Annotated in this window: 22 protein-coding genes; 1 reads left to right on the plus strand and 21 read right to left on the minus strand. The window is 66.3% G+C overall.

Translation table 11 applies throughout. From position 1 onward, the window contains the following. Nucleotides 1–33: 33 nt before the first annotated feature. From GBA63_RS13255 to GBA63_RS13320, 14 genes are all read right to left on the minus strand, one after another. The gene (locus GBA63_RS13255; protein WP_166176778.1) at nt 34–321 is read right to left on the minus strand and encodes a cupin domain-containing protein; all 288 of its coding nucleotides are present in this window, start codon (nt 319–321) and stop codon (nt 34–36) included. Between the two features lie 70 nt (nt 322–391). Then, nucleotides 392–907 carry a DUF892 family protein gene (locus GBA63_RS13260; protein ID WP_166176780.1) on the minus strand — a complete coding sequence of 172 codons (516 nt, stop codon included), beginning with the start codon at nt 905–907 and terminating at the stop codon, nt 392–394. 24 nt (nt 908–931) lie between these two features. Then, the gene (locus GBA63_RS13265; protein WP_166176781.1) at nt 932–1291 is read right to left on the minus strand and encodes a hypothetical protein; all 360 of its coding nucleotides are present in this window, start codon (nt 1289–1291) and stop codon (nt 932–934) included. Nucleotides 1292–1395: 104 nt separating this feature from the next. Continuing rightward, nucleotides 1396–1950, minus strand: coding sequence for a hypothetical protein (locus tag GBA63_RS13270; protein WP_166176783.1), 555 nt, complete (start codon nt 1948–1950; stop codon nt 1396–1398). Nucleotides 1951–2208: 258 nt separating this feature from the next. Next, complete coding sequence (locus GBA63_RS13275) at nt 2209–3051, minus strand: carbohydrate ABC transporter permease (protein ID WP_207956773.1); 843 nt, start codon at nt 3049–3051, stop codon at nt 2209–2211. A 1-nt stretch (nt 3052) separates the two neighbouring features. After that, the gene (locus tag GBA63_RS13280; RefSeq protein ID WP_166176785.1) at nt 3053–3949 is read right to left on the minus strand and encodes a carbohydrate ABC transporter permease; all 897 of its coding nucleotides are present in this window, start codon (nt 3947–3949) and stop codon (nt 3053–3055) included. A gap of 14 nt (nt 3950–3963) precedes the next feature. After that, a complete protein-coding gene (locus GBA63_RS13285) occupies nt 3964–5292 on the minus strand; it encodes an ABC transporter substrate-binding protein (RefSeq protein ID WP_166176787.1) in 1329 nt (442 codons plus the stop codon). A 546-nt stretch (nt 5293–5838) separates the two neighbouring features. Continuing rightward, nucleotides 5839–6825, minus strand: coding sequence for an aldo/keto reductase (locus GBA63_RS13290; RefSeq protein WP_166176789.1), 987 nt, complete (start codon nt 6823–6825; stop codon nt 5839–5841). Nucleotides 6826–6859: 34 nt separating this feature from the next. Continuing rightward, nucleotides 6860–7528, minus strand: a complete 669-nt coding sequence (locus GBA63_RS13295; RefSeq protein ID WP_166176791.1) for a histidine phosphatase family protein — start codon at nt 7526–7528, stop codon at nt 6860–6862. After that, nucleotides 7525–8907: a GH1 family beta-glucosidase gene (locus GBA63_RS13300; protein ID WP_166176793.1), complete on the minus strand. Its 1383-nt coding sequence runs from the start codon at nt 8905–8907 to the stop codon at nt 7525–7527. Before GBA63_RS13300 ends, GBA63_RS13295 begins: the two co-directional genes overlap by 4 nt. Nucleotides 8908–8933: 26 nt before the next feature. Next, nucleotides 8934–9413, minus strand: coding sequence for an ASCH domain-containing protein (locus tag GBA63_RS13305; RefSeq protein WP_166176795.1), 480 nt, complete (start codon nt 9411–9413; stop codon nt 8934–8936). Between the two features lie 21 nt (nt 9414–9434). Continuing rightward, a complete protein-coding gene (locus tag GBA63_RS13310) occupies nt 9435–10271 on the minus strand; it encodes a carbohydrate ABC transporter permease (protein ID WP_166176797.1) in 837 nt (278 codons plus the stop codon). A gap of 12 nt (nt 10272–10283) precedes the next feature. After that, nucleotides 10284–11234, minus strand: coding sequence for a carbohydrate ABC transporter permease (locus GBA63_RS13315; RefSeq protein ID WP_166176799.1), 951 nt, complete (start codon nt 11232–11234; stop codon nt 10284–10286). A gap of 52 nt (nt 11235–11286) precedes the next feature. Further along, a complete protein-coding gene (locus tag GBA63_RS13320; RefSeq protein ID WP_166176801.1) occupies nt 11287–12525 on the minus strand; it encodes an ABC transporter substrate-binding protein in 1239 nt (412 codons plus the stop codon). Between the two features lie 259 nt (nt 12526–12784). Here GBA63_RS13320 and GBA63_RS13325 point away from each other — a divergent pair, with 259 nt between their 5' ends. Then, on the plus strand, nt 12785–13816 hold the full coding sequence (locus GBA63_RS13325; RefSeq protein ID WP_207956774.1) for a LacI family DNA-binding transcriptional regulator: 1032 nt from the start codon (nt 12785–12787) through the stop codon (nt 13814–13816). 41 nt (nt 13817–13857) lie between these two features. Here GBA63_RS13325 and GBA63_RS13330 read toward each other — a convergent pair whose 3' ends face one another. The 7 genes from GBA63_RS13330 to melA (GBA63_RS13360) all read right to left on the minus strand — a co-directional run bounded on the left by GBA63_RS13330 (nt 13858) and on the right by melA (GBA63_RS13360) (nt 23171). After that, nucleotides 13858–15894 (minus strand): beta-galactosidase, encoded by a 2037-nt coding sequence (locus GBA63_RS13330; protein WP_166176803.1) that lies wholly within the window; start codon nt 15892–15894, stop codon nt 13858–13860. A gap of 43 nt (nt 15895–15937) precedes the next feature. Beyond that, nucleotides 15938–16819 (minus strand): carbohydrate ABC transporter permease, encoded by an 882-nt coding sequence (locus tag GBA63_RS13335; protein ID WP_166176805.1) that lies wholly within the window; start codon nt 16817–16819, stop codon nt 15938–15940. Beyond that, nucleotides 16819–17763: a carbohydrate ABC transporter permease gene (locus tag GBA63_RS13340; protein WP_207956775.1), complete on the minus strand. Its 945-nt coding sequence runs from the start codon at nt 17761–17763 to the stop codon at nt 16819–16821. Before GBA63_RS13340 ends, GBA63_RS13335 begins: the two co-directional genes overlap by 1 nt. Nucleotides 17764–17805: 42 nt before the next feature. Next, nucleotides 17806–19131 carry an ABC transporter substrate-binding protein gene (locus GBA63_RS13345; RefSeq protein ID WP_166176808.1) on the minus strand — a complete coding sequence of 442 codons (1326 nt, stop codon included), beginning with the start codon at nt 19129–19131 and terminating at the stop codon, nt 17806–17808. A 328-nt stretch (nt 19132–19459) separates the two neighbouring features. Then, nucleotides 19460–20389 carry a phytanoyl-CoA dioxygenase family protein gene (locus GBA63_RS13350; RefSeq protein WP_207956776.1) on the minus strand — a complete coding sequence of 310 codons (930 nt, stop codon included), beginning with the start codon at nt 20387–20389 and terminating at the stop codon, nt 19460–19462. A 50-nt stretch (nt 20390–20439) separates the two neighbouring features. After that, complete coding sequence (gene melA / locus GBA63_RS13355) at nt 20440–21756, minus strand: alpha-glucosidase/alpha-galactosidase (protein WP_207956777.1); 1317 nt, start codon at nt 21754–21756, stop codon at nt 20440–20442. An 83-nt stretch (nt 21757–21839) separates the two neighbouring features. Further along, complete coding sequence (melA, locus tag GBA63_RS13360) at nt 21840–23171, minus strand: alpha-glucosidase/alpha-galactosidase (protein WP_166180181.1); 1332 nt, start codon at nt 23169–23171, stop codon at nt 21840–21842. Nucleotides 23172–23232 lie beyond the last annotated feature (61 nt).

The following is a 23232-nucleotide window of genomic DNA, read 5'->3' on the forward strand; positions in this document are numbered from 1 at the left end:
GGGCGTCCGGGCAATATAGCAGCCGGCGCCGGGTCAGTCCTCGAAGACGTAATCGACGTCCTCGAAGGAGTCCGCGGCCAGGACGTAGGCGACCCGCAACTCCGATGCGCCGGTGTTCTCGCACGAATGCGCGGCGTCGCCCGGTATAAAGACGGCGGAGCCCGCTTCGATAGGCGCCTCCTCGCCGTCCACCCGGACGCACCCGCTGCCCGAGAGCACCAGGTAGACCTCGGCCTGCCGGTGGCGGTGTTCGCCTAGAGTTCCGCCCGGCGGCATCTTCGCGACGCCCAGGTCGCGCGCCACGACGGGTTTGGGGCTCACGCTCCCTCCCGCGGCGCTCCGGGCGCCGGCAGCCCGGCCGCGCGGGTTCGCCCCCGACCGCGGGGGCGCTTCATGCCCGGCTTCCGAGGCCCTGCTCCCGGAGGTCGAGGTCCAGGAACCTGTCCCAGTTCTCGGCGATGCGGGCCGCCATCGCCTCCTCCTCGGCGCGGTTCACGCGGGCGACCTCGGCGGTCTCCCGGTCACCGGCCCGCTCGGCCAGGCGGCCGAGCAGTTCGTAGGCGGCTATCTCCGCGTGCTCGGTGACGAACGCGTCGCGGGCGTTCTGCACGCCCTTGTCCGGGCGCAGGACGTCGCCCACGCCCTTGACCTGGGCCGCGGCGATGGCCGCGAGGTCCTTGCGCGCGGACGAGAGTCCCAGCCCGCGACCGAGGGCCGTCCGGCGCTCGCGCAGGCGACGCTGCTGGTCCCTGGTCTCCTCTTTGTGCTGGCGGAAGATCCCGGCAAGCTCCGGGTCGCGGGTGTTCAGGATCAGGGAATCCAACTGGAGCAGGACGTTCTGCTCCAGAGCGCGGACGTACTCCACGTATTCGACGAGCTTCCTGCGAAGCCCCTGGGTGTCGGACATGCTCTCTCCCTTCGGTTTTCGGATCTACTTGCGGTGTTCCGTCCGGCGCATCCGAAACCGGCCGAGCGCGCGCCCGGCGAGCACGGTGCGCCCGATCCAGGAACCCCCAGGCTCGGCCCGCACCTCGTCGACGAGCGACGAGAAAGGCGGCCGGTAGACCAGCGCGAACCCCTCCTCACGCCTCTGGACGCAAAAGGGCCAGCCGGGCAAGGGTCCCACGCGGGTCGTACCCTCCTTGCCCCCGATGCGCTTCCGAACACCGGCCATAGGCGGTAGGAGGCCGTCCACGCGTTCCACGCGCCACTCGCCTTCGAGGTCGGCCAGGGCCACGTTCGGGAGAGCGCCGGGGTCGGCGCGCGGCCCGCTCCTGCTATCCGGTTCCATGAGAACCGTGTACCACCGCGGGGAGGCGGGCAAACTTCCGGCGCGCAAACCAAGGGGGGCGCCGCTCGTGCGCGGGCGCCCCCCTGGTTGCTAGTTTCGGAACGTTACGGCAGGATGCGGGAAATAGCGCTCCATTTCGTGGACTCGCCGGCCTTCATGGAGAGGATCGTCGACACCGCGATAATCGAGCCGAGGAGCCCGAGGGTTACGGTACCCAGGGTGTTGACCGTGCGCAGCAGGGAGGCGGCCTCCTCGGGCGTCTGGGCCGAGGGCTCGCTCCCGGTCGCGATGGGCACGGCCCCGTCGGGCGCCAGGCGCGAGAGCCTCAGCCCGCTGACCATGCTGGCGAGACCGGTGAGGATCGAGGCCACGAACAGCGCGTCCTTGGTGAGCACGAGGCCGCGGGCCTCCTCGTCGATCGCCTCGCCCGAGATACCGGCCCTGCCGACGAACCAGGTGGCGGCGGCCGTGCCGACCGAAACGGCGTTGACGACGTTGAAACGGTTCCAGGTCTTGTTGAGTACCTTGCCACGCTCGGCCTCGGAGCTTATGGCGTCGAGGTTGGGATTCAGGGCGGCCCTGCCAAAGAGTTGTCCCCCGAAGGAGGCGGCCAGGCCCAACTCGTGGGCGACCCATGCGGCCGTAGTGAGCTTCGTCATGCGGGTTCCTCCGGTTCGCTTGGCTTTTGCGGTCTCTTCCCCGCTAAGACAGTTCCGAAACCGGCCGGCTTCCTCAAGGGCCCGGTCTCTTGGTTCTTCTGCATGCCGTGGGCGCAAACGCGGGTCGGTGCCGACGGAGCGGTGTCGAGGGGGTAGGCCGGTACCTCGCCTTCGGGTAGCGCGCGAACGTAGGCCGAGATGGCTGGATGATCCGGCGTCCGTCGGTGTGGCGGTTCGAAAACAGGGACTGTCGAAGATCTACTCCTTCAGGGAGCCGCCGAAGACGCCGGAGACTATGTACTTCTGGAAGAAAAAGAACAGGAGGACCAGCGGTACGAGTCCTATCACGGCGGCCACCATGATCGGGCCGTACTCGACGGCCCCGCCCTGGCGTACCAGGCTCGACAGCATCAACGGGTACGTAAACTTCTCGGGCGTGCTTATGACCACGAGCGGCCACAAAAAGTTCCCCCACTGGCTCATGAACGTGACGATGCCCAGGGCCGCGCACGCGGCCTTCATGTTGGGCAACACTACCCGGAAAAACACCCCCAGCTCGCCGTTGCCGTCGATGCGGGCGGCGTCGATCAGGTCGTTCGGGAAGCCCATCATCTGCTGGCGCATCAGAAAGACGCCGAAGCCGGTGACGAGGTACGGGACTATGAGGGCCGCGTAGCTGTCCACCCACCCCAGTTGCAGCATGATAATGAAGAGGGGGACTATCATGATCTCCGTCGGCAACATCAGCGTGCCGAGCACCACGGCGAACAGGACCTTGCGCCCCCTGAAGGCGAACTTGGCGAACGCGTACCCGGCAAGCGCCGAGAGGAGAACCGTCGTCACGGTCGTAACGGTCGAGACGAAGATGCTGTTCAGGAGCGCCCGCATGAACGGAACGGACCGGGAGAGGGCCTCCAGGTTGTCGGCGAAGTTGCCACCGGGAAAGAGGCGGGGCGGGGACTTGAAGATCTCGGACTCCGTCAGAGTGGCCGCCGTGAGCGTCCAGTAAAAAGGGTAGAGCGTCACGAGCGCACCGACGCCCAGGAAAATGTACATGATTAGTCGCATCGGCTGGCTCATCGCGCGCTTCTCGTCCTTCACCCTAGACCTCCCCCCACCGGGCGAGCCGGATCTGGGCGTAGGCCATCACCGCCACTATGGCGGACAGAACGTACGTCCCCGCGGCGGCCAGCCCGAAGTCGAAGCGGGCGAAGCCGGTGTCGTAGATGTAGAAGAAGCTCGTGAGCGTCGCGTTGTTCGGGCCGCCGCCGGTGAGGATGTACGGCTCCGTGAAGAGCTGGAGGGTGCCTATGGTCCCGAGGACCGTGCAGAACAGGATCACGGGCCGAAGAAGGGGGACGGTTATTCGCAGGAACCGCGTGACGCTGCCCGCCCCGTCGACGCTGGCGGCGTCGTACAGATCCTTCGGGATGTTCTGCAGGCCCGAGAGCAGGATCACGGCGTTGTACCCAGTCCACCGCCAAGTCACCGCGAGGATTATGAGCACCCGCGCCCACACGGGGTCGGAGCGCCACGCTATTCCGTCGAACCCTACCAATCCGAGCGCCTGGTTCACGACGCCGTAGGTCTCCGAGAAGATCAGGGAGAAGACAACGGAGTAGGTAACGAGGTCTATCGCCACGGGCAAAAAGAACGCGAGCCTGAAAGCCGCCTTCCTCCTCTTCCCGAGTAGGTCCGAGTCGATGACGGAGGCGATTACCGTGGCGAGCCCGATCATGAGCGGCACCTGAACCACCAATATGAGCCCCGTGTTCAACAGCGACTTCAGGAACAGCCCGTCGGAGAGCAGCCTCCTGTAGTTCTCCAGCCCGACGAACGAGATGCTCCCCCCGCTGAACTGACCGAAACTCAGGGCCGCAGAGTACAGGATCGGGTACAGGATAAACCCCGCGAAGAGCAGAAAAAACGGCACTATGAACAGGTAGGGGGCCAGGGTAGACCACCCGCCTCGCGGCCCCCTCTTGCGCTCTCCCGCCAAGCCGCTACGCCTCTCTAGGCGATGCCGAGGCCGGACGCGGAGGCCGCCCGTTCCTCGGCCTGGGCCATGGCTTCCTGCGGCGCCGTGTCCCCCGTCAGGACAGCCGCGTAGGCGTCCATGAGCGGCTTCTGGAAGTCGAGGAAGTGCGGGCCGTAGTCGAGCGCTGGTACGTTACGGGCGATGTCGGCGAACTTCGGGGCGATGGGGAAGCCGAAGTACGAGTCGGCCTCGTTGAAGGCTTCGGTCTCCCAGTACGGCTCCCACGAGGGGAACAGGCCCTGCGCCCAGGACTCGGCCTGGCCCTCCTTCGTGAGCAGCGCCTGCTCTATGAAGTCCCACGCCGCGTCCTCGTTCTGGGTCTGGGAGGAGATGACGAGGACCGAACCGCTCAGGGTCGCCTCGCGCGGCCCGCCCCGCATGAAAGCCGGAAGCGGCATCACGTCCCATTTCTCTTTCTGGTCCTTGCCGCCCGCGTTCTTTATGGTGCCCACGTCCCAGGCGGCGCCCATCGAGGTGGCGGTGTCGCCGTTGGAGATGGCGCGGCTGCTCTCGTCGTAGGTCGGGGTGTCTATGACGATGTCCTCGTTCACGAAGCGGTCGAGGAGGTCCATCGCCGCGTAGCTCTTCTCGTTGGTGAAGTCGATCTTGCCGCCCGAACCGTAGAAAGATCCGCCCTGCTGGTTGAGCAGGATGTGGTAGTGGGAAGGGTTCGTGCCGCCGCCGGACGCGTCGAACGCCGTCATCTTCGTCCCCCCGCCGACCTTCTGCTCCAGTTCCTTGCCGGCCTGGATAAAGCCGTCGTAGGTAGACACGTCTTCAGGCACGATGCCGGCCCTCTCGAAGAGGTCCTTGCGGTACCAGAGGCCGACCGGGCCCATGTCCCACGGCACGCCGAAGTACTTGCCGTCCTTGCGGGCGTGGGAGAGGGGGGCCTCGGCGAACTGGCTGGCGTACTTCTCCATCCTGTCGGTAACGTCGACGAACTCGCCGGGGAAACGCATCAGGAAGTTCTGGAAGTCCTGCTGGGCCAGGGAGAAGACGTCGGGCGCCCCGCTGCCGGCCTGCAGGCGCGGGACGAGCTGCTGGTAGTCGATGGTGATCGACTGCATGGACACGTCCGTGCCGGGTCGCTTCTTCTTGAAGAGCGGGATCGTGTTCCTCAAGGCGTCGCTCGCTATGTCCCACGAGGCGACCGTGAGTCCCCCGCCCCCGGACGACCCGCCGCACCCGGCCAGCGCCCCGCTCCCGAGCAGGGCCGTTCCGGCCAGGCCCGCGCCACCGAGCCTCAAGAACTCCCTGCGGTTCATGCCGCCCCGGGCCAACGTCCTACTCCTGCGCGCCATAGACAAGCGAGTTCCCTTCCGTTCGACTGCGAGAGGTTGGCCCATTCTCATCCAGCCTGGGGGGAACTTATGTGTTAGAGGCTACTCGGATCGGGAGGGTCTGAAGCTTTGAGACTTTCGCGGCGGCTTGCAGAACGACTGGTCCTCGATGCCGGCGAGGTTCTGAGGTTTTGAGGGGCGGGAAGCCGGCGCCCGACCCCGCGAAGCACGCACGAAAACCCGAAAGCCTCACAGCGGTTTGCAGAATCATCGAGCCCGTTGGGAATAGGCTTACGGGTTTTTGGCTTTCGGGTTCCGAGGGGTGGAGGGTCGGGGCCTGCCCGCGGCCTCGTGGCGCACCCCTCAAGACCTCTATGCCTCAAAACCTAAAAACCTTACCAACACCAGGGTTCAGTCCTTACGCAACCCGCTAGCAGAACCTATCCACCGGCCCGGTCTTTCTGCGAATCGCTATAGGTTGTCAGGTTCTTAGGTTCTTAGGGGCGCGGCGCGGGCCGGGTTTCGGAGTCGCCCCCCTCAATACCTCAACAACTCAATGCCTTCTCGCTACCAGAGGTGGTGGACCTGGGGCCTGACCGAGGCGTCGTAGATCTCGCGCGCGCGTTTCATCACCTCGTCGGAGAGCGGCGCCATCTCCGCCGCGGCGACGTTGTCCTCGACCTGCGAGGGGTTCTTGCCGCCCGGGATGGCGCACGAGACCGCCGGGTGCATCAAGATCCAACGCAGAGCGAACTGCGCCAGCGTGGCGCCATCGGGAACCAACTCCTTGAGTTCCTCCGCAGCCCGCAACCCCGTCTCGAAGTCGACGCCGGAGAAGGTCTCGCCCTTGTCGAAGGCCTCCCCGTTGCGGTTGAAATTTCTGTGGTCGCCCTCGTCGAACCGGCGGTCGGCGCTCATCTTGCCCGAGAGCAGGCCGCTGGCGAGAGGGACGCGGGCGAGGATGCCGACGTCGCGCTCTTCGGCCAACGGTAAGAACTCCTCGGCCGGCTTCTGGCGGAAGACGTTGAATATGATCTGGACGGTCTTTACGCTGGGGTACTCCAGCGCCATCCTGGCCTCTTCGACCTTCTCCACGCTCACGCCGTGGTTTTTGATCTTGCCGGCCTCTTGCAACTCATCCAGAGCCCCAAAAGTCTCGTCCTGGCGGTACGCCTCCGTCGGCGGGCAGTGGAGCTGGAGCAGGTCGAGCGCTTCGACCCCGAGGTTGTTCAGGCTACGCTCGACGAAAGCCGTGAGGTTCTCGGCGTTGTACCCCTCTGCGGTGTGGGGGTCGAGGCGTCGGCCGGCTTTGGTGGCGACGAAGATCTCATCGTTCGTCCGGTCCTTGAGCAGCCTCCCGATCAGCCTCTCGCTGCGGCCGTCGCCGTAGACGTCGGCGGTGTCGAGGAAATTGACGCCGAGGTCAACAGCGCGGTTCAGGGCCGCGTAGGCGTCGTCTTCGCTGACGGAGCCCCAGTCGCCGCCGAAGGCCCAGGTGCCGAGGCTGATCTCGGACACGCGCATTCCCGTCTCTCCAAGGTTGCGGTAGTTCAAAGTACTCTCCTAGATATCGATCGTTTGGGCTTTCTTACTCTACGGGATCTCCGCCCGTCGCGGCCTCCTCGTCGGGGTCTGCCGAGAGGTGTCCGACTTCGTTGGTGTAGAGGAACTTCGTGGGTCCGTCCCCGTTCGGGGCTATTGCGGCCTCCGTGATGGAGCAGTTATCGAGCCTGGTGTAGTCGTGGGGCCACTCCCCATCTGGCTCCTTGAGGAGGTGCGCGATGATCCAGGCGAGCGTCCCCCCGTGCGACACGAGCAAGACGGCACCCGACTTATGCCTGTGAGATCTCAAGATGCGGTCCATCTCCCTCTCGGCGCGCGCCGACAGGTCCCGCCCGCTCTCCCCGCCGGGCCAGGCGTAGTCGACGCCCTCTTGCCTGAACCGCTCCGCCTCCTCCGGGAACTCCTCGACCCAGGCCTCGAAGCGGTACCCGGCGGCCCGGCCGACGTCCAACTCCGCGAGCGCGGGGCGCGGCTCGGGCTGGAAGCCTAGAGCGTCGCCGATGGCCCGCGCCGTGTCGAAGGCCCGCCGGTACGGGCTCGCGTACAGCGCCGAGACGTCGCTTCTGTCCGAGAGGTGAGCCGCGAGCTCCCGCGCCTGCCGCCGCCCGCGTTCCGTGAGCGGGTCCTCGGCCCCCTGGAGCCTCCGGCTCACGTTGCCCTCGGTCTCCCCGTGCCGTACGAGGAGCAGTCTCAACGGGACGGATCCCCCAGCCCGTTACGCCGGATGACCCCCGAGTACCAGCGGGCGCTCGCCTTCGGAATGCGCTTCTGGGTACCGTAATCCACGAAGACGAGGCCGAAACGCATCGAGTACCCCTCGCCCCACTCGAAGTTGTCCAAAAAAGACCAGACCATGTATCCCCGCAGGTCCACGCCAAGATCCATCGCCTCGCGCGCGGCCCGGAAGTGGGCGTCGAGGTAGGAGACGCGCTCCTCGTCCTTCACCTCCCCCCCCGGGTCCACGTAATCGTGGACGGCGCGGCCGTTCTCCGTGACGTAGAGGGGGATTTGCGTGTACTCCTCGTGCAGCCGGACGAGGAGGTCGGTCAGGCCGTCTGCCTCGGCCGGCCAGCCCATCGCGGTGGTCTCGACCCCCGCCGGGATGACGGTTACGGCGTTCAGGTCGCGGAAGTTCATCGCCGGCTGGAGGTCGGTCTTCGTGCCGGGGTCGACGACGGTGTGGCGCATGTAGTAGTTGACGCCCAGAAAGTCAACGGGGGCCGAGATCTTCTCCAGGTCCCCATCCCGCACGAAACCGAAGCCGCCCGCCTCGCGGTAGTCTTCGGCGTCCTCCGGGTAGGAGCCGCGGAACAGGGGGTCCAGGTACAGGCGGTTCGCGTTCAGGTCGACCCTGCGCGCGGCCTCGACGTCCGCGGGATCTTCGGTCGCTGGCCGCACGGGAGAGAGGCTGAGGGTAACGCCGAGGCGGTTGTCGTCGCCGGGGTTTCCCATCTCGCGCATCCTCTCCAGCGCGAGGCCGTGGCCGAGGAGCAGGTGGTGCGTCGCGGAGAGGGCGTCGCCCACGTCTTTCTTGCCCGGGGCGTGGAGCCCGAGGCCGTAGCCGAGCCACGCGGCGACCCAGGGCTCGTTCAGGGTGATCCAGTACGAGACAGTGTCGGAGAGCGCCTCGTAGACGATCCCGGTGTATTCGGCGAACCGCTCGCTCGTCTCCCGGCTCGTCCAGCCGCCCCGGTCCTCCAGAGCCTGCGGCAAATCCCAGTGATAGAGCGTAAGCATCGGCTCGATGTCCCTCCGCCTCAACCCGTCGACCAACCGCCGGTAGAAGTCCAGGCCCTTCTGGTTGGCCGCGCCAACCCCGTCCGGCTGGATACGGGGCCAGGCCACGGAGAAGCGGTAGGCCCGTAGTCCGAGGTCGGCCATGAGGTCGAGGTCCTGTTCCAGGCGGTGGTAGTGGTCGCAGGCTATATCGCCCGTGTCGCCGTGGTATGTCTTGCCCGGCGTGTGGGAGAACGTGTCCCAGATGGAGGTGCCGCGGCCGTCCTCGTGTACGGCGCCCTCTATCTGGTACGAGGCGGTCGCCGTGCCCCACAGGAAACCTTCCGGGAAATCCATCTCTCCTCCGATCGATAGCGTCGACTCTACTTGTAGATAACGCGAAACCGCTCGCACACGAGCGGCATGTCTTCGGCGAACGTGCGTCCAATCGTCGGGAGCGTTCGACCAAAGAAGCGCCGGTGCGCCCCGCGCCAGTACTCCAACGAGAGGTCGCCTTCTCCTTCTTCGCGGGCGAACCGCCCATCGACCTCGTCGAAGCGACGGATCGCGACTTCCGTCGTCTCTATGATGCAGAGAGGGTTGCCCCCGCCGTCGAGCACCACGGACTTTTCGCCGGGTCGGACGGGCGTCTCGCCCTCGGCCTCCCACTCCCAGAGCGCCGAACACGTGGCGGTCTTCTTGCCGGCCAGGATCAGGGCCCCCAGCTCGTCGGCCAACTCCGGCCCGTCCCCGAACGGTTCGGCCTCGTACCGCTCCTCCCGCACGGGCGAGCCGGGCGGCAGCGTCTCCAGATATTCCCGCCAGTACGCCCCAACCGCGTTCTCGTCCACCCTCTCCCCCATCGTCGGCCGTCGATCAAGATACTAACCCTTCACGGCCCCGGCGGTGAGGGCTTCGATGAACCGGCGTTGGGCGATAAGGAAGACGATGATGATCGGGAGCGTGCTCAGGAAAGCCCCGGCCATGACCGCGCCGTACTCCTGGCTGTAGGGGCCGAGCAGGGTCGGAAGCCCCAGGGCGACCGGGAACTTGTTGTCCTCGGTCATCACGACCAGCGGCCAGATAAAGTCGTTCCAGGCGGTCGTGAAGAAGAGGATGCCCAGCACGGCCATGACGGGCGTGGAGAGGGGCAGGACCACGCGCCAGAAGACGCCCCACTCAGTCGCCCCATCGACGCGGGCTGCGTCCAGGATCTCGTCCGGGATCGAGAGGAGGTACTGCCGCGCCAGGAATACGCCGATAGCCTGGGCCGCGAACGGCAGGATCAGGGCGACGTACCGGTCCGTCCAGCCGAGCGTGACCATCATGTCGTAGAGCGGGACTATGAGGACGTAGATCGGGAGGGTAAGCGTCGCGAGCACGAAGACGAACAGGAGGTTCTTGAACCGGAACTCGAACTTGGCGAAGGCGTAGCCGGCCATTACGGAGACGATCACGGCGATAGCCATGCGCGAGAGGCCGACGAAGACGCTGTTCAGGAACCAGCGCGGGAAGTTCGTCTCCTCAAAAAGGATCCGGTAGTTCCCGAGGTGAAGCCCCTGGGGCAGGACCTCGATCGGGATCGAGAAGATCTCGTTCCCCTCCTTGAAGGAGGCGCTTATCATGTACAGGTAGGGCATGATCAATAGGAAGACCGCGAAGAGCAGCACCCCGTTCACCGCCACCTGCAAGATCCGCGTCTGCGCCCTGTTGCCGACCATCTCCCCTCCCCCTTACCTGTCGAACCTGCGGGCCGCGAGGAGCTGGACCGCGGCCAGGACTATCGCGATGATCGCCATCGAGTACCCGATGGCCGCCGCGTAGCCCCGGTCGAACTGCCTGAAACCGACCTCGTACAGGTAGATCGCGAGCGTCAGCGTCGAGTCCGACGGCCCGCCGCCGGTGAGCAGGAACGGTATCTCGAAGATCTGGTACGAAAAGATGGTCGCCTGGACCACCACGAAGAGGATGACCGGCCGCAGCAGCGGCAACGTCACCCTCCAGAAGGTCTGCAGGCGTCCGGCCCCGTCCACCGCCGCCGCCTCGATGACCTCCACCGGCACGTTCTGCAACCCGGCCAGAAAGTAGAGCGCGTTGATCCCGAGGTAAGTCCAGATACCGACGAGGATGATCGCCGGCAGCGCCACCCGCTCGTTGCGCAGCCAGTCGAGCGTCGGCAGCCCGAGCGACGAGAGCGCGTTGTTGAGCAACCCGAACTCGTTGTTGAAGACCAGGTTGAACATCAGCGCGATCACCACGAAAGAGGTGATGAACGGCAGGAAGAAGACGACGCGGTAGAAGCTCTTGAAGGTCGCCGTCGGCACCACGAAGGACCGGATCGAGATCGCGACGAGCAACGCCAGCGGGCTCAGGATAAAGACGCTCGCAAGCGCGTAGAGCGTCGTGTTCCTGAGCGCCTCAAGGTAGCGCGGGTCCCGCAACAACCTGGTGTAGTTGGCGAGACCCGCGAACGTGTCGCCGCCGAAGCCGGACGACTCGTAGAAGCTCAGGCGGAACGCGGCGAGGACGGGGTAGATCAGGAATACCGCGTAGATCAGGAAGAAGGGCAGCACGAACAGGTACGGGGCCATTCCCCCCCTGCCCCCGGGCCGCCCCCTGCGGGGCTTGGGCGCCGTTCCCCCCTGTCGCTCCGTCGCCAGGTTCTCCCCGGATCGGGTCTCCACCCTCGCCTCCTCCCGGACGAAATGGCGGGGTCTGGCCCCGCCCTGAAACGCCTCACCCCTGCTTCATACCCTCCACGGTCGCACGCAGGTCCGTGAGCGCGGTTTGGGCGTCCTTCTTGTCCTGCATGACAGGGGTGATGACCTCCCTGTTGAGCGCCTCCGTGGCCTGCCCCCAGACGGTCGACTGGTTGAACGGCGGCAGTCCCGGCGCGAGATCCGAGTAGACCTGGCCGAGCTTCTGCCCCCCGAAGTACTCCGTCGGCTTCTGCAGGGCCGGGTCCTCGTAGGCTGGCTTGTAGGCCGGGTAGGCGGTGCGGGCCTTGAAGTCCGCCACGACGCCCTCGGTGGTGAGGTTGGCGATGCGGACGAGGTCGTAGGCGGCGTCGGGGTTCTGGCTCTGCGTGGTGACGCACTGGCCGGTGCCGCCAAAGTTGGCCGTGGGCAGGCCCTCCCCGAGCCCGGACGGCAGTTCCTGAACGGTCCAGTCGCCGGACTGGTCGGGGACGTCCGTGAGCAGGAAGCTCAGGTGCCACGGCGGCCCGAAGAGCGCCACGAACTTCTCGGCCCGGAAGGCCGCCCGGTACTGCGGCGGGTACCAGTTGTCGCTGGCGACGGCTGGCGCGATCCCGGCGATGCCGGTGTCGTGGACCATGTCGCGGAGGAACTGCATGGCCTCGACGCTCCGGTCGTTGTCCCCGATGTAGTTGCCCTCATCATCGAAGTACGCGGTGCCGGCGCTCTGTGAGAGCATGTAGTGGTCCCCGAAGGCGAGGTCGTGCAGGGCGAACATCTTTCGGTCGTTGTTGGAGATCTCCTCTCCCGCGGCCACGACGTCGTCCCACGTCTCGAAGGGCGTGCTTATGCCGGCGTCCTCCATAAGGTCCCTGCGGTAGGCGAGGACGCAGGTGTTGAGCTCGTTGCCGACGCCGTAGATCTTGCCCTGCCACGTCCACGGGTCGGTCGCCGCCGGCTTGTAGACGTCGTTTATATCGTCCCCGATCCTGTCGCTCAGGTCGATGAAGGGCAGCTCGTCGCCCTTTATGAAGTTGGAGAAGCGCGAGATCTCGACGTCCGCCACATCAGGCGCCCCCTTGCCGGAGACGAGCGAGGTCAGAAGCTTGTCGTGCATCTGCTCGTAGGGGAAGATCCTGAAGTTGACCTTCATCTTCCCGTGGGCCCCTTTCCACGCGTCGGTCTCTATCGCAGCCCGCGCCAGGTTGGCCCGCCCCTCATCGAAAGCCCAGAACTCGAGAGTGTTTCCCCCGAACCACCCTGCCCCCCACCACCGCACCCGGCGATCCCCAACGCGGAAGCGCCAAGCAAGGCACCCCCTCCGGCGCGCAAAAAGTCGCGCCGCGACAGACCTCTCGCCATACGCTCTCCTCCTCGATTTCCCTACAGCCCCGGCCCACCCGCCGAAACCGGTTTCCTCATCCCTCTGGCACGGTAGCACATTTCGGAACAATCCGTCAAGCGGGTACCCCTGTTGACAGGAGGCAGTCGTCGTATCATTATGGCAATAGTTGCGAAACCGGTTTTGAAAGGCTGGCATGTCGGGACGGCGTACGGCCAACGGCAAGACGAGGATGGCCGAGATCGCGGCGCTCGCGGGCGTCTCCAAGCCGACGGTCTCGAAGGTGATGAACGGGCAGCCCGGGGTGGCCGCGGCGACGCGGGAGCGGGTGGAGCGCGTGATCGCCGAGCGCGGGTACGTCAGGCACAGCGCCGCGCGGGCGTTGAGCGCGGGGCGGGCTGGTTCGGTCAACCTGGTCGTCAAGGAGATAGACAACGCGTACTTCTCGGAGATCATCCGCGGCGTCGAGGAGACGTTGGAGCGGGCCGGGCTCTCGATGGTCCTGACGGCGACGCACGACGAGGCGAGGCGTCACCGGCGCTGGTTGGCGCGGGTGGTCGAGCACGGGACGGACGGCGCGATCCTGGTCCTCCCCGACGAGCACTTCGCCCACCTGGGGGAGTTGCGGCGCCACGGCGTCCCCGTTGCGCTCGTGGACGACCGGGGGGAGAGCCCGCCGGACGTGCCTTCCGTGGGGGCTACGAATTTCGCCGGCGGCTTCGCGGCGACGGAGCACCTGCTCTCCCTCGGGCACCGGCGCATCGCCATGATCTCAGGCCCGGCCTTCAAGTCCACGCGGGAGAGGGCCGCCGGATACCGCACGGCCTTGCAGGAGGCCGGCATCCAGCCCGAACCGCTCCTCGAAAAGCCTGGCGGGTTCGTGGCCGAGACCGGTCATGGGGCGACGCGCGAGTTGCTCCGTTTGCCTGATCCGCCGACCGCCATCTTCACCGGCAACGACCTGCAGGCGATGGGCGTCTACCGGGCGCTGTACGAGGCGGGCCTGCGCGCCCCGGACGACGTGAGCGTCGTCGGGTTCGACGACCTGCCCTTCGCCCGCCTCCTGACGCCAGCCCTGACCACCGTCCGCCAGCCCGTGCGCGAGATGGGCGCGCTCGCGACCAGGATGCTGCTCAGGGTCATAGCCGGGGAGAAGCTCGAAAGCGCCCGCGTCGAGCTCGCGACCTCCCTGATCGTGCGCGAGTCCTCGGCCCCACCTCGCCCCTGACGGGCGATACGGACCGTGGCCCGGTGGCCGGACCGGCGCCGTCAACCCTCCAGCAGCACCGCCGCGCCGAAGGGTTCTAGGGGGAGCGAGCGCTCGTGTTCGGAGCCGGTGAGGAGATCCTTGGCCGGACCTCTCAGCCCGACCTCGACGGCTTCCTCGTTGTGGTTCAAGACGAACAGGAACGAGGCGTCCCCGGTCCACCGGCGCACGACCTCGACGCCAGGCGGGGCGTCGGCGTTGACCTCTATACCGGCCTCCCGGCAGAGCCGCCTCAAGAGTTGGTCCGTGTAGTCACCGGAGGGGCGAGCTCCGAGATAGTAGGCAAGGCCGTTCCCGAAGGCGTTGCGCGTCACGGCAGTGCAGTCCGCGTAAAAACCGCTGGCGAATCGGGCCAGGGTCTCCGCCCCTTCGGGGTGGATCAGGTCGGCCCAGGTGTCGCAGGGGTAACCGGCCCCGTCCCCGGCGACGATCCTGTTCTCCTCCCCCTCTGACATCGGTACGAAGTCCTCGACGCGCAGGCCAAGAAGCTCCCTGAACGGCGCCGGGTAGCCGCCCAGCCTGACGTGGTCGTTTTCGTCGGAGATGCCGGAGAAGAAGTTCATGAGCAGCGTGCCGCCCTCCCGCACGAAGCCTTTGATGTTCTCGGCCGCCTCGTCCGTTACCAGGTACAGGTTCGGGGCGATGACGAGCCCGTAGGACGAGAGGTCGGCTTCGGGATGGGCGAAGTCCACGGGCACGTTCGCCTCGAAGAGGGGCTTGTAGAACGAGTAGATCGCGTCATACGGAGGTCTGTCCGGTGAGTGGGATCCCGCGACCATCCGCACGTCCATCGACGGTTTCGAGTCGAGCTCCAGCGCCCACCAGTTGTTCCAGTCGAGCAGGATGGCGACCCTGGCTTCGCCCCTCGCCCCGAGCAACGAGTCGAGCTTCGTGAGGTCCTCGCCAAGCCTCTTCACCTCGTGCCAACTGCGCGATTCTTTGGGCTCGACGTGCGGGACCATGGCGCTGTGGAACTTCTCGGCCCCGGCCTTAGACTGGCGCCACTGGAAGAACATGATCCCCTCGGCGCCGCGGGCCACGGACTGCAGGCTCCACAGGCGCATCTGGCCCGGCCTCTTGGGGGCGTTGCGCCGGCGCCAGTTCACCCTGACCGTGGTCTGTTCCATGAGGACCCAGGGATCTCCCCCGCCGAGAGACCTCATCAGGTCGCGGCTCGCGGCCGCCCGAACGTGGGCCTCGGGGTCGGCGGGGTCGGGGTAGGAGTCGTCGGAGACCACGTCCTCGCGCGCGGCCCACTTCCAGTAGTCGACGGGCTTGAAGAAACCCATGAAGTTCGTGGTGATGGGAACGTCGGGCGTTGCTCCCCTGAGTATCCCTTTCTCCATCTCGTACAGCTCCAGCAGGGCGTCGGAGGAGAAGCGGCGGAAGTCCAACTGCTGGGTAGGGTTGGCGAAGGTAGGGGCGCTCCGCGGGGGCAGTATCTCGCCCCAGTCGCCGTAGCCCTGGCTCCAGAACGCCGTCCCCCACGCCTCGTTGAGCGTTTCGAGGTCGCCGTAGCGGTCCCGCAGCCAGCCGCGGAAGTGAACGGCGGAGGCGTCACAGTAGCACTCGGCAACGTGGCAACCGTACTCGTTGTTGACGTGCCACATCGCTAGCGCCGGGTGGTCCCCGTAGCGCCCGGCCATGCGCCCGACCAGGTCCGCGGCACGCTCTTTGTAGGCGGCGCTGCTCGGGCAGTAGTGCTGGCGGGCGCCGGGATAGAGGATCGTCCCGTCCTCCGTGACGGGCAGGCTCTCGGGGTGGAGTACGCTGAGCCAGGGCGGCGGGGAGGCGGTCGCCGTCGCGAGGTTCGCCATGATGCCGTTGTCGTGCAACAGGTCGAGGATCCGGTCCAGCCAGCCGAAGTCGTGCTCGCCGGGGCGCGGCTCCAACTTCGCCCAGGAGAAGATGCCGACGGAGACCAGGTTGACGTTCGCCTCGCGCATCAGGCGGACGTCTTCGCGCCAGACTTCTTCCGGCCACTGCTCGGGGTTGTAGTCGCCGCCGTAGATGACGTGCGGGACTTTCGGGGAGATCAAGGGCGTGCCTCCTCTGTGTTCGGCGTGCAGGTGGTCCCCGTCCTCAGTCCTTCAGGGCGCCGAAGGTGAGGCCGCCCTGCCAGAACCGTTGCAAAAACAGGAAGGAGACGACGATGGGCAGGATGGAGACCAGCGCCCCCGTGATGACGAGCGGGAAGAGCGGTTGGGCGCCGCCGCCGGCGCTCGCTATGGAGTTCCACGAGGCGAGGCCGACGGTTAGCGGGTACAGCTCCGGCGTGCTCAGGACGACCAGGGGCAGGAAGTAGTTGTTCCACGTCGCCACGAAGGAGAGAAGCAGCACCGTCACGAAGCCGGGCATGAGCACGCGAAGGGCGACGCTCCAGAAGATGCGAAGTTCTCCGGCGCCGTCTACCCTGGCCGCGTTCAGGAGGTCGTCGGGAACGGACTGTTCCGCGTAGACCCGCATCAGGTAGACGCCGAAAGGCGAGACGAGGGAGGGCAGGATCACGGCGAGCGGGGTGTCGATGAGCCCGATCTTGCTCAGCAGCAAGTAGGTGGGTATCACGAGCGCTGTCTGCGGGATCATGATGGAGCCCAGGATGACGGCGAAGAGCGGTATGCGCCCCGGAAACCGGTACTTGGCGAAGGCGTAGCCCGCTATGGTCGAGATGAAGGCCGCCCCGACCGCGCTGGTAACGGAGTAGTAGGCGGTGTTCCAGAGCCAGTTCAAGTAGACGCCGTCGTCGCGGGTGAAGGTCTCGCGCAGGTTGGCCGGCAGGTCGAAGGAGGAGAACCAGAGGCCGAAGGACGTGAACAGCTCGTCGTTGTCCTTCGTGGCCGAGACCACTAGGTAGAAGAGCGGGAGCAGCGAGTAGACCAGGAAGACGCCGAGCAGGGCGGTCGTGATGACGCGGGTGGAGAGCCCGGCCCCGGGCCCGCCCCCCTTGTTCGTGGTCGGGGCCATCAGCCGCGCGCCTCCCCCCTGTTGGTCACGAGCATGAAGACGTAAGAGCAGACGACAACGACGGCTCCGAGGGCGAACGAGATAGCCGCTGAGTACTCGTACTGCTGGTTGGTGAACGCGAGCGAGTAGGCGTAGAGGTTCGGGGAGAAGGCCTGCCCGATGGCGCCGGGCGCCAGCGGCTGCAAGAGCTGGGGCTCGTTAAAGAGCTGCAACGTGCCGATGATCGAGAAGACCACCGTCAGGAAAAGGGCGGGCAGGATCAGGGGGATCTTGATGTACAGCGCGATCTGCCACCCTTTGGCCCCGTCCACGGCCCCGGCGTCCCTGAGCTCCCCCGGCACCGCCTGGAGCGCGGCGTAGAGGATGATCATGTTGTACCCCGTGAACTCCCAGGTCACGATGTTGGCTATGGAAGGCAAGATCCAGTTCTCCGAGAGAAAGTCCGGCGCGGGAAGACCCAGATAACCCGCTAGCTGGGCGAACGGCCCGAAGTCCTGCCCGTACAGATACCCCCAGATGAGCGCGGCCACCACGCTAGGCACCGCGTACGGAAGAAAAAACCCTAGCCGGAAGAGCGTCCGAAACCAAGTCACGCCGCTGTCCAGCACGAGCGCCAGGACGAGGGCGAACCCGAGCATGATCGGCACCTGGAAGACCCCGTATACCAGAAGCCGCCTCACGCCCCCCAGAAAAGCCGGGTCGGTGAAAGCCCTGACGTAGTTCTCGGCGCCCACGAACACGGTCCCCCCGACGAGCCTGTCCGCGAAGACGCTGATCCCAAGCGCGTACCCGAGCGGCAAGACGAGGAACAACAAGAACAGCACCAGGAACGGCAAGAGGAAGAGGTAGGGGATGATCAACTGCCGCCTGCGCCTCTCCCGCGCCGCCACGCCTGGACGTTTCGGCTCGGGGGAGGGCCGCCCCTCCCCAGTCTGGACCGTCAACCCCTACCTCCCGCCCTCGGGGACACCACCGACCGGCTCCTTTTATTGGACTTTGAAGCCCTGCTGCTTGGCGAAGCCGGAGACTTTCTCCTGGAGGTTGGCCGGCACGTCCGCGAACTCGACGCTGCCGCCGGCCGCGTCGCCGAACTGCTCGCCCATCTGCGTGTAGACGTAGTCCTGGAAGGGGCTGAACTCGAATCCGGTGTCGACCCTGTTCGAGGCCTCGACGAAGACGGAGTTGACGGCCTGGCCGCCGTAGAAGTCGTTCTTGAGGTTCTTGAAGTCCGGGCTCTCGAGCAGCTCGTTGAGCACCGGGAATAGGAACTGCTTGGTCGTGTAGAGCTTCGTCGGCTCCGGGGCGTTGGTTAGCCACTTGGCGAGCGTGGCCGCCTCTTCCGGGTACTCGCTCTGGGTGGTGACGGCCAGCGTGGAGCCGCCCCAGTTGGAGGAGGCCTGCGCCCCGGACTCCCACTGCGGGAGCGGCGCGGCCCGCCACTTGCCCTTGGATTCCCCGGCCACGCCTTCCAGGAAGACCGGGCCCCAGGCCGCGGTGGGCCAGGTCGCGTAGGTGCCCTTCGCGAAGGACCTGTACCAGTCGTTCGTGAAGCCCGGCTTCGTCGCGATCAGGTCCCGCTCCACCAGGTCGCCCCAGAACTCAGAGAGCCGCCGGAACTCGGGACTGTCGAGGTCTATCGACACCGTGGTGCCATCTACGCTGAACGGACGCGCGCCGGCCTGCCACATGAGGCCCGTGATCCAACCCCCATCCTCAGGCGTGAAGTCCGCGAGGAAGGTTTCGGGGCTTGCCTGCTTGAGCTTCTCGGCCTGCTGCGCGAACTGCTCCCAGGTCTCCGGCACCCGGAGCCCGAACTCGTCGAAGACGTCCTTGCGGTAGAGGAGCCCCATCGGCCCGCTGTCCCACGGCATCGCGAAGACGGCGTCGCCATCCGATACTTGCTCCCACGTCCACTCGGCGTAGTCCCCCTTGAGGTCGTTTGCCCCGTACTCGGAGATGTCGGCGAGGCCCTCGATCTGCCGAAACGTCGGCACGAACTGGAACTCCATGTGGACCACGTCGGGGGCGCCGGAACCGGCCTTCAACGCCGTCCTTAATTTCTGGTACTCGTCGGCGCCCTGCCCGGCGTTGACCAGCTTGACCTTTATGTTCGGGTGGGCCTTCTCGAACATGTCTACCTGCTCCTGAAAGTCCGGCAGCCAAGCCCACAACGTCAGCTCCGTCTTCCCACCAGACGAACCGCCGCCGCACCCGGCAAGCCCCCCAAGCACGGAAGCACCCATCACGGCGCCCCCGCCCAGCCTCAAGAAATCCCCCCGCGTCAGACCCCTGCGCCGAAGCTCTCCGTTCACTCCAACTCCTTCCGAAACCCGGTGCCCGGATTCCCGTCGGAAACGCGCCGAACGACTAACGAACACGAACCCCGAACAGGCGTAACCGGTACGCCGCCACAGGCCCGCGGACAGAACGCCCCACCCCGTTTCCTCTCCCCTCAAACACCGATCCTCACAAACCGTTCCCTACCAAGCATTGTCGTACCAATTTTTCCGCGTGTCAAGCGGGCGCCGCCGAAGGCGGCGCGCACGCTACGCCTCCGCTCTCAGCGCGCTTCAGCCCGCTCCGCGGGCCTCGCTCTCAGCCTGTCAGCTTCTCGTTTAGGCTGACTGGCTGACAAGCTAATCAACATATCCGTCCGCGTTTGCCGGCGGGTCCGTGGCCTACCGGGGCTTCGCCGATCCAGCGCTCGTCTATAGGCTCGGAGGCGAGTTGGTAGCGGGAGTCGGAGGAGAGCCGGATGCGGTCGGAGCGGTTGTCGAGGCTGGCGTGGATGGTGTAGGCGCTGAAGACGAGGAGGTCGCCGGCGCGGTACTCGGCCGTGAGCCAGCGTCCCCCGAGTCGCTCACGCAGGTCGGCCGGGTCGGAGGAGATCCTGCCGTCCCACCGCCACCCGTAGAGGTTCGAGTTGTGTCTTGCGTGCTCCTCCTCGCCCTCGACGTTCTGGCAGTAGGTATCGACGTCGCGCGTGAGGTAGCCTTCGCGGAGGCTTTGGAGGCGGTGGGAGCCTTCGAGGACCATGAGGCCGCCGAGAACGTAGTCCACGTCGCCGAGCGGGGTCCAGGCCGTGTAGAGGTCATGGGTGCCGCGTCCCATGAACACCACGTCCCCGTGCGGGTGCGTCCCGAGGCCCGGGGCTACGGCCCGCATCCAGGTAAAGTCGTAGTGTCGCACGGGCCCGCCGAGGAAACGTCCGAAGAACTCCATCATGCGGCCGGAGTAGAGTAGGCGGTGCAGTGGTTCGTTGTCGTGGGCGAGGTCGGGCTTGAACCTGAGCCCCGAATCGGGCCGGGCCACGGCGTCGCCGGGGGGACGGTCCGGGTCGGTCAGGCCCTCCTTTGCGAGCCTGTCGGTTACGCTCTTTCGCGCCTCGAGGACCAGGGCCCGGTCCAAGAGGCCGGGCAGGTAGAGGTAGCCGTCCAGGGCCATGCGCCCCCGCAGGGCTTCGGCGTCGCCGCGAACGTCCGTCGAATCCCGGAGCGGGCCGAAGCTCGCCGGCGAAAGGTCGAGCTCGACGCCCTGTGACGCCAGGCCCGAGAGTCTCGCGTTCACCACGGTCGTTACCCCCGTTCGTCTCTCTTACCAGTACGACCCGTGCAAATCCATCAGGCGCTGCGGCGGCCGACCTCCGCGGTTCGGATGCCTTCCGGAAGCGTGTCGCCGTGGGCGTCTATCAGCTCGTCCACCATCGCGGCTATCTCGTCCAGGGAGAGCACGCTCGGGGCGTGGCGGTCCAACATGGCGGCGTGGTGGACGTGGTCGCGGCGGCCTTCGAGCGCGGCCCTCACCGTCAGGTTCTGGACGGCGGTGTGCGGGGCGCAGGTCGCGGCGCACTGGGGCGGGAGGTCGCCGACGTGGCAGGGGCGCAGGCCCGTGTCGTCGACCAGGACGGGGACCTCGACGCAGCGGCCTTCGGGGAGGTTCGTTATGAGGCCCGTGTTCTTCACGTTGCCGTAGATGGCGCGGGCCTGGCCGGTGGTCATCGAGTGGATTATGAGAGAGCCGTACTCGACGCTGCGCTCCAGCGGGAACTCCTCGCCGGCGAGCAGCTTGCGGCGGGTCTCGGCGTAAGAGACCAGGTTCTCCTCGCTGCGGCGGACGTACTCGTCCACGGGTATGTCGTAGCGTTCGACGAGATCTTCGTCCTTGAGAAAGTAGGGCAGGTACTCGGCGTTGTGCTCGCTCGACTCCGTGACGAAGAAGCCGAAGCGGCGCATCAACTCGAAGCGGACCTTGTCCTTCTTGTACACGTCGGGGTCGTCCATCGCGGCGAAGAGGCGCGGGTAGGCGTCCTCGCCGCCCGCTTCGAGGCGCGTCATCCAGGCGATGTGGTTAATGCCGGCGCACTCGTAGAGGAGGTCCTCGTGGTCGATGCCGATGTAGGAGGAGATCTGGCGCGCCGTGCCCTGCACGCTGTGGCAGAGCCCCACGCTCTTGACCTCGGGATGGGCCGTGTAGAGGGCCTCCATCAAGATGCCCATCGGGTTCGTGTAGTTCAGGAGCAGGGCCTCCGGGCAGACCTCCCTCATGTCACGGGCCAGATCCAGCAAGAACGGGATGGTTCTGAGGCCCCGGAAAATGCCGCCTATGCCCATCGAGTCGGCGATCGTCTGCTTCAGGCCGTACTTGCGGGGGATATCGAAGTCGAGGAGGGTTGCCTCGTGCATCCCGATCTGGACGGCGTTTATTACGAAGTCGGCCCCGTCCAGGGCGGCCCTGCGATCCGCGTGCTCCTCGACCTTCGCTTCGGCCCCGAGTCGGTCAGAGGTCCACCGGGCCATCATGCCCGCGGTCTCCAGGCGCTCGGGGGCTATGTCGTGGAGGGCGACCGTCGCCCCGCGAAGTTCAGGGAACGAGAAGGTGTCCGTAAGCAGGTTCTTTGTGAAGACCACGCTCCCCGCACCGATAAAAGCTATCTTCAAAACGTTTCCTCTCTTCTCCGTGTGCCCGTGCCGGTTCAGGCCGCAATCATCTCACGGGGACAACCCCGGCGGAAAGCCCGTGGCTAGCGTCGCCAGGCTCCCACCTTCCGAAACTGCGGCAGCCATCGCTCCTCCGCTCCAAGCATCTCTTCTACCATCGTCCGTATCCGGGGCAGGGTGCAGACCGCGGCGGTCAGCGGGTCCAGCATCACCGCGTGGTGTACGGCCTCCTCGTCCCCCGTCAAGGCGGCCTCGACTACGAGCTCCTGCACGTTTACGTTGGTCCGGTTGAGGGCCGCGAGTTGGGTCGGGTAGAAGTCTACCGTCGTGGGTTGTACGCCGTTCGCGTCAACGAGGCAGGGGACCTCCACGCAACACCCGTTTGGAAGGGCCGGGATCTTGCCGCGATTCGGCACGTTGCCGTTTATCTTGATCGGCCCGTCCGTCTCCATCGCCTCGATGATGTAAGACCCGTACTCGTGCGTTCGTCTCGTGGGAGTAAGCTCCTGAGCGTCCGGCGACCCTTCGAGCACGTCGAGGCAGTGGCGCAGGTATCCGCCTGTCCGGCCGAAATCGAACCAGTGGTCGCCCTCGTCTCTGAAGCGCGGCACGAGCTCTTCCTCGACCATCCGGGCGCTCTTGCGGAAGTACGGGGCGTACTCGCTGGCGTGGCCGCTCGATTCCGTGACGAAGAAACCGAAGTGCTCCATAAGCTCGACGCGCACCGGCTCCCGCCCCCTGACGTCTTCGCGCCGGATGGCGGAACGGATCTCCGGGTACAGATCCTCCCCGCCCCGCCGAAAGTCCAGGAAGAAGGCCTGGTGGTTGATCCCGGCGCAAAGGTAATTGACCTCCTCATGGGGCGCCCCGGCCCACCCGGCCAGCATCTCGCTCGTCCCCTGAACGCTGTGGCAGAGCCCGACGTGGGGCCGTCCCGTGGCCACGTCGACGGCCCAGCAGTTCGCCGCCATCGGGTTCACGTAGTTGAGGAGCAGGGCTTCAGGAGCCAGCTCATCCATCTCGTCGCACAGGTCCAGAAGCACCGGGATGGTCCTCAAAGACCGGAAGACACCCCCAGGACCCAGAGTATCTCCCACGCACTGCTCCACGCCGTAGCGCTGCGGGATCTCGATGTCGAGCGCGTAGGCGTCGAGTCCGCCCTGCTGGAACGTCGTCACGACGTAGTCAGCCCCGCGCAAGGCCTCCCGGCGGTCGGTCGTCGCCTCCACCGTGGCGCCGAGCTTCCGGCTGTCCACGATGTTCTGCACGAGGTCCCTGGACCTGCGAAGCCTCCCGGCGTCTATGTCCATGAGGGAGATCTTGCAGCCCCGCAAAGCCGGGGCGAGAAGGATGTCGCTGCACAGGTTGCGCGTGAAGACGGAGCTTCCGGCGCCGATGAGGGCTATCTTGGGCACAGGGGTACCTTCCATAATCTGGCGTCTCCGCGTTCGACCTTACATCCCTGCGAAGTTCCGC

Source organism: Rubrobacter tropicus (assembly GCF_011492945.1).
Lineage (GTDB): Bacteria > Actinomycetota > Rubrobacteria > Rubrobacterales > Rubrobacteraceae > Rubrobacter_D > Rubrobacter_D tropicus.

Excerpts from the sequence above, each read along its gene's own strand:
- GBA63_RS13300 (WP_166176793.1), bottom strand. The coding sequence starts at position 8,907 with ATGGATTTCCCGGAAGGTTTCCTGTGGGGCACGGCGACCGCCTCGTAC.
- GBA63_RS13335 (WP_166176805.1), bottom strand. The coding sequence starts at position 16,819 with ATGGCCCCGACCACGAACAAGGGGGGCGGGCCCGGGGCCGGGCTCTCC.
- GBA63_RS13265 (WP_166176781.1), bottom strand. The coding sequence starts at position 1,291 with ATGGAACCGGATAGCAGGAGCGGGCCGCGCGCCGACCCCGGCGCTCTC.
- GBA63_RS13305 (WP_166176795.1), bottom strand. The coding sequence starts at position 9,413 with ATGGGGGAGAGGGTGGACGAGAACGCGGTTGGGGCGTACTGGCGGGAA.
- GBA63_RS13285 (WP_166176787.1), bottom strand. The coding sequence starts at position 5,292 with ATGGCGCGCAGGAGTAGGACGTTGGCCCGGGGCGGCATGAACCGCAGG.
- GBA63_RS13310 (WP_166176797.1), bottom strand. The coding sequence starts at position 10,271 with ATGGTCGGCAACAGGGCGCAGACGCGGATCTTGCAGGTGGCGGTGAAC.
- GBA63_RS13325 (WP_207956774.1), top strand. The coding sequence starts at position 12,785 with ATGTCGGGACGGCGTACGGCCAACGGCAAGACGAGGATGGCCGAGATC.
- GBA63_RS13260 (WP_166176780.1), bottom strand. The coding sequence starts at position 907 with ATGTCCGACACCCAGGGGCTTCGCAGGAAGCTCGTCGAATACGTGGAG.
- GBA63_RS13270 (WP_166176783.1), bottom strand. The coding sequence starts at position 1,950 with ATGACGAAGCTCACTACGGCCGCATGGGTCGCCCACGAGTTGGGCCTG.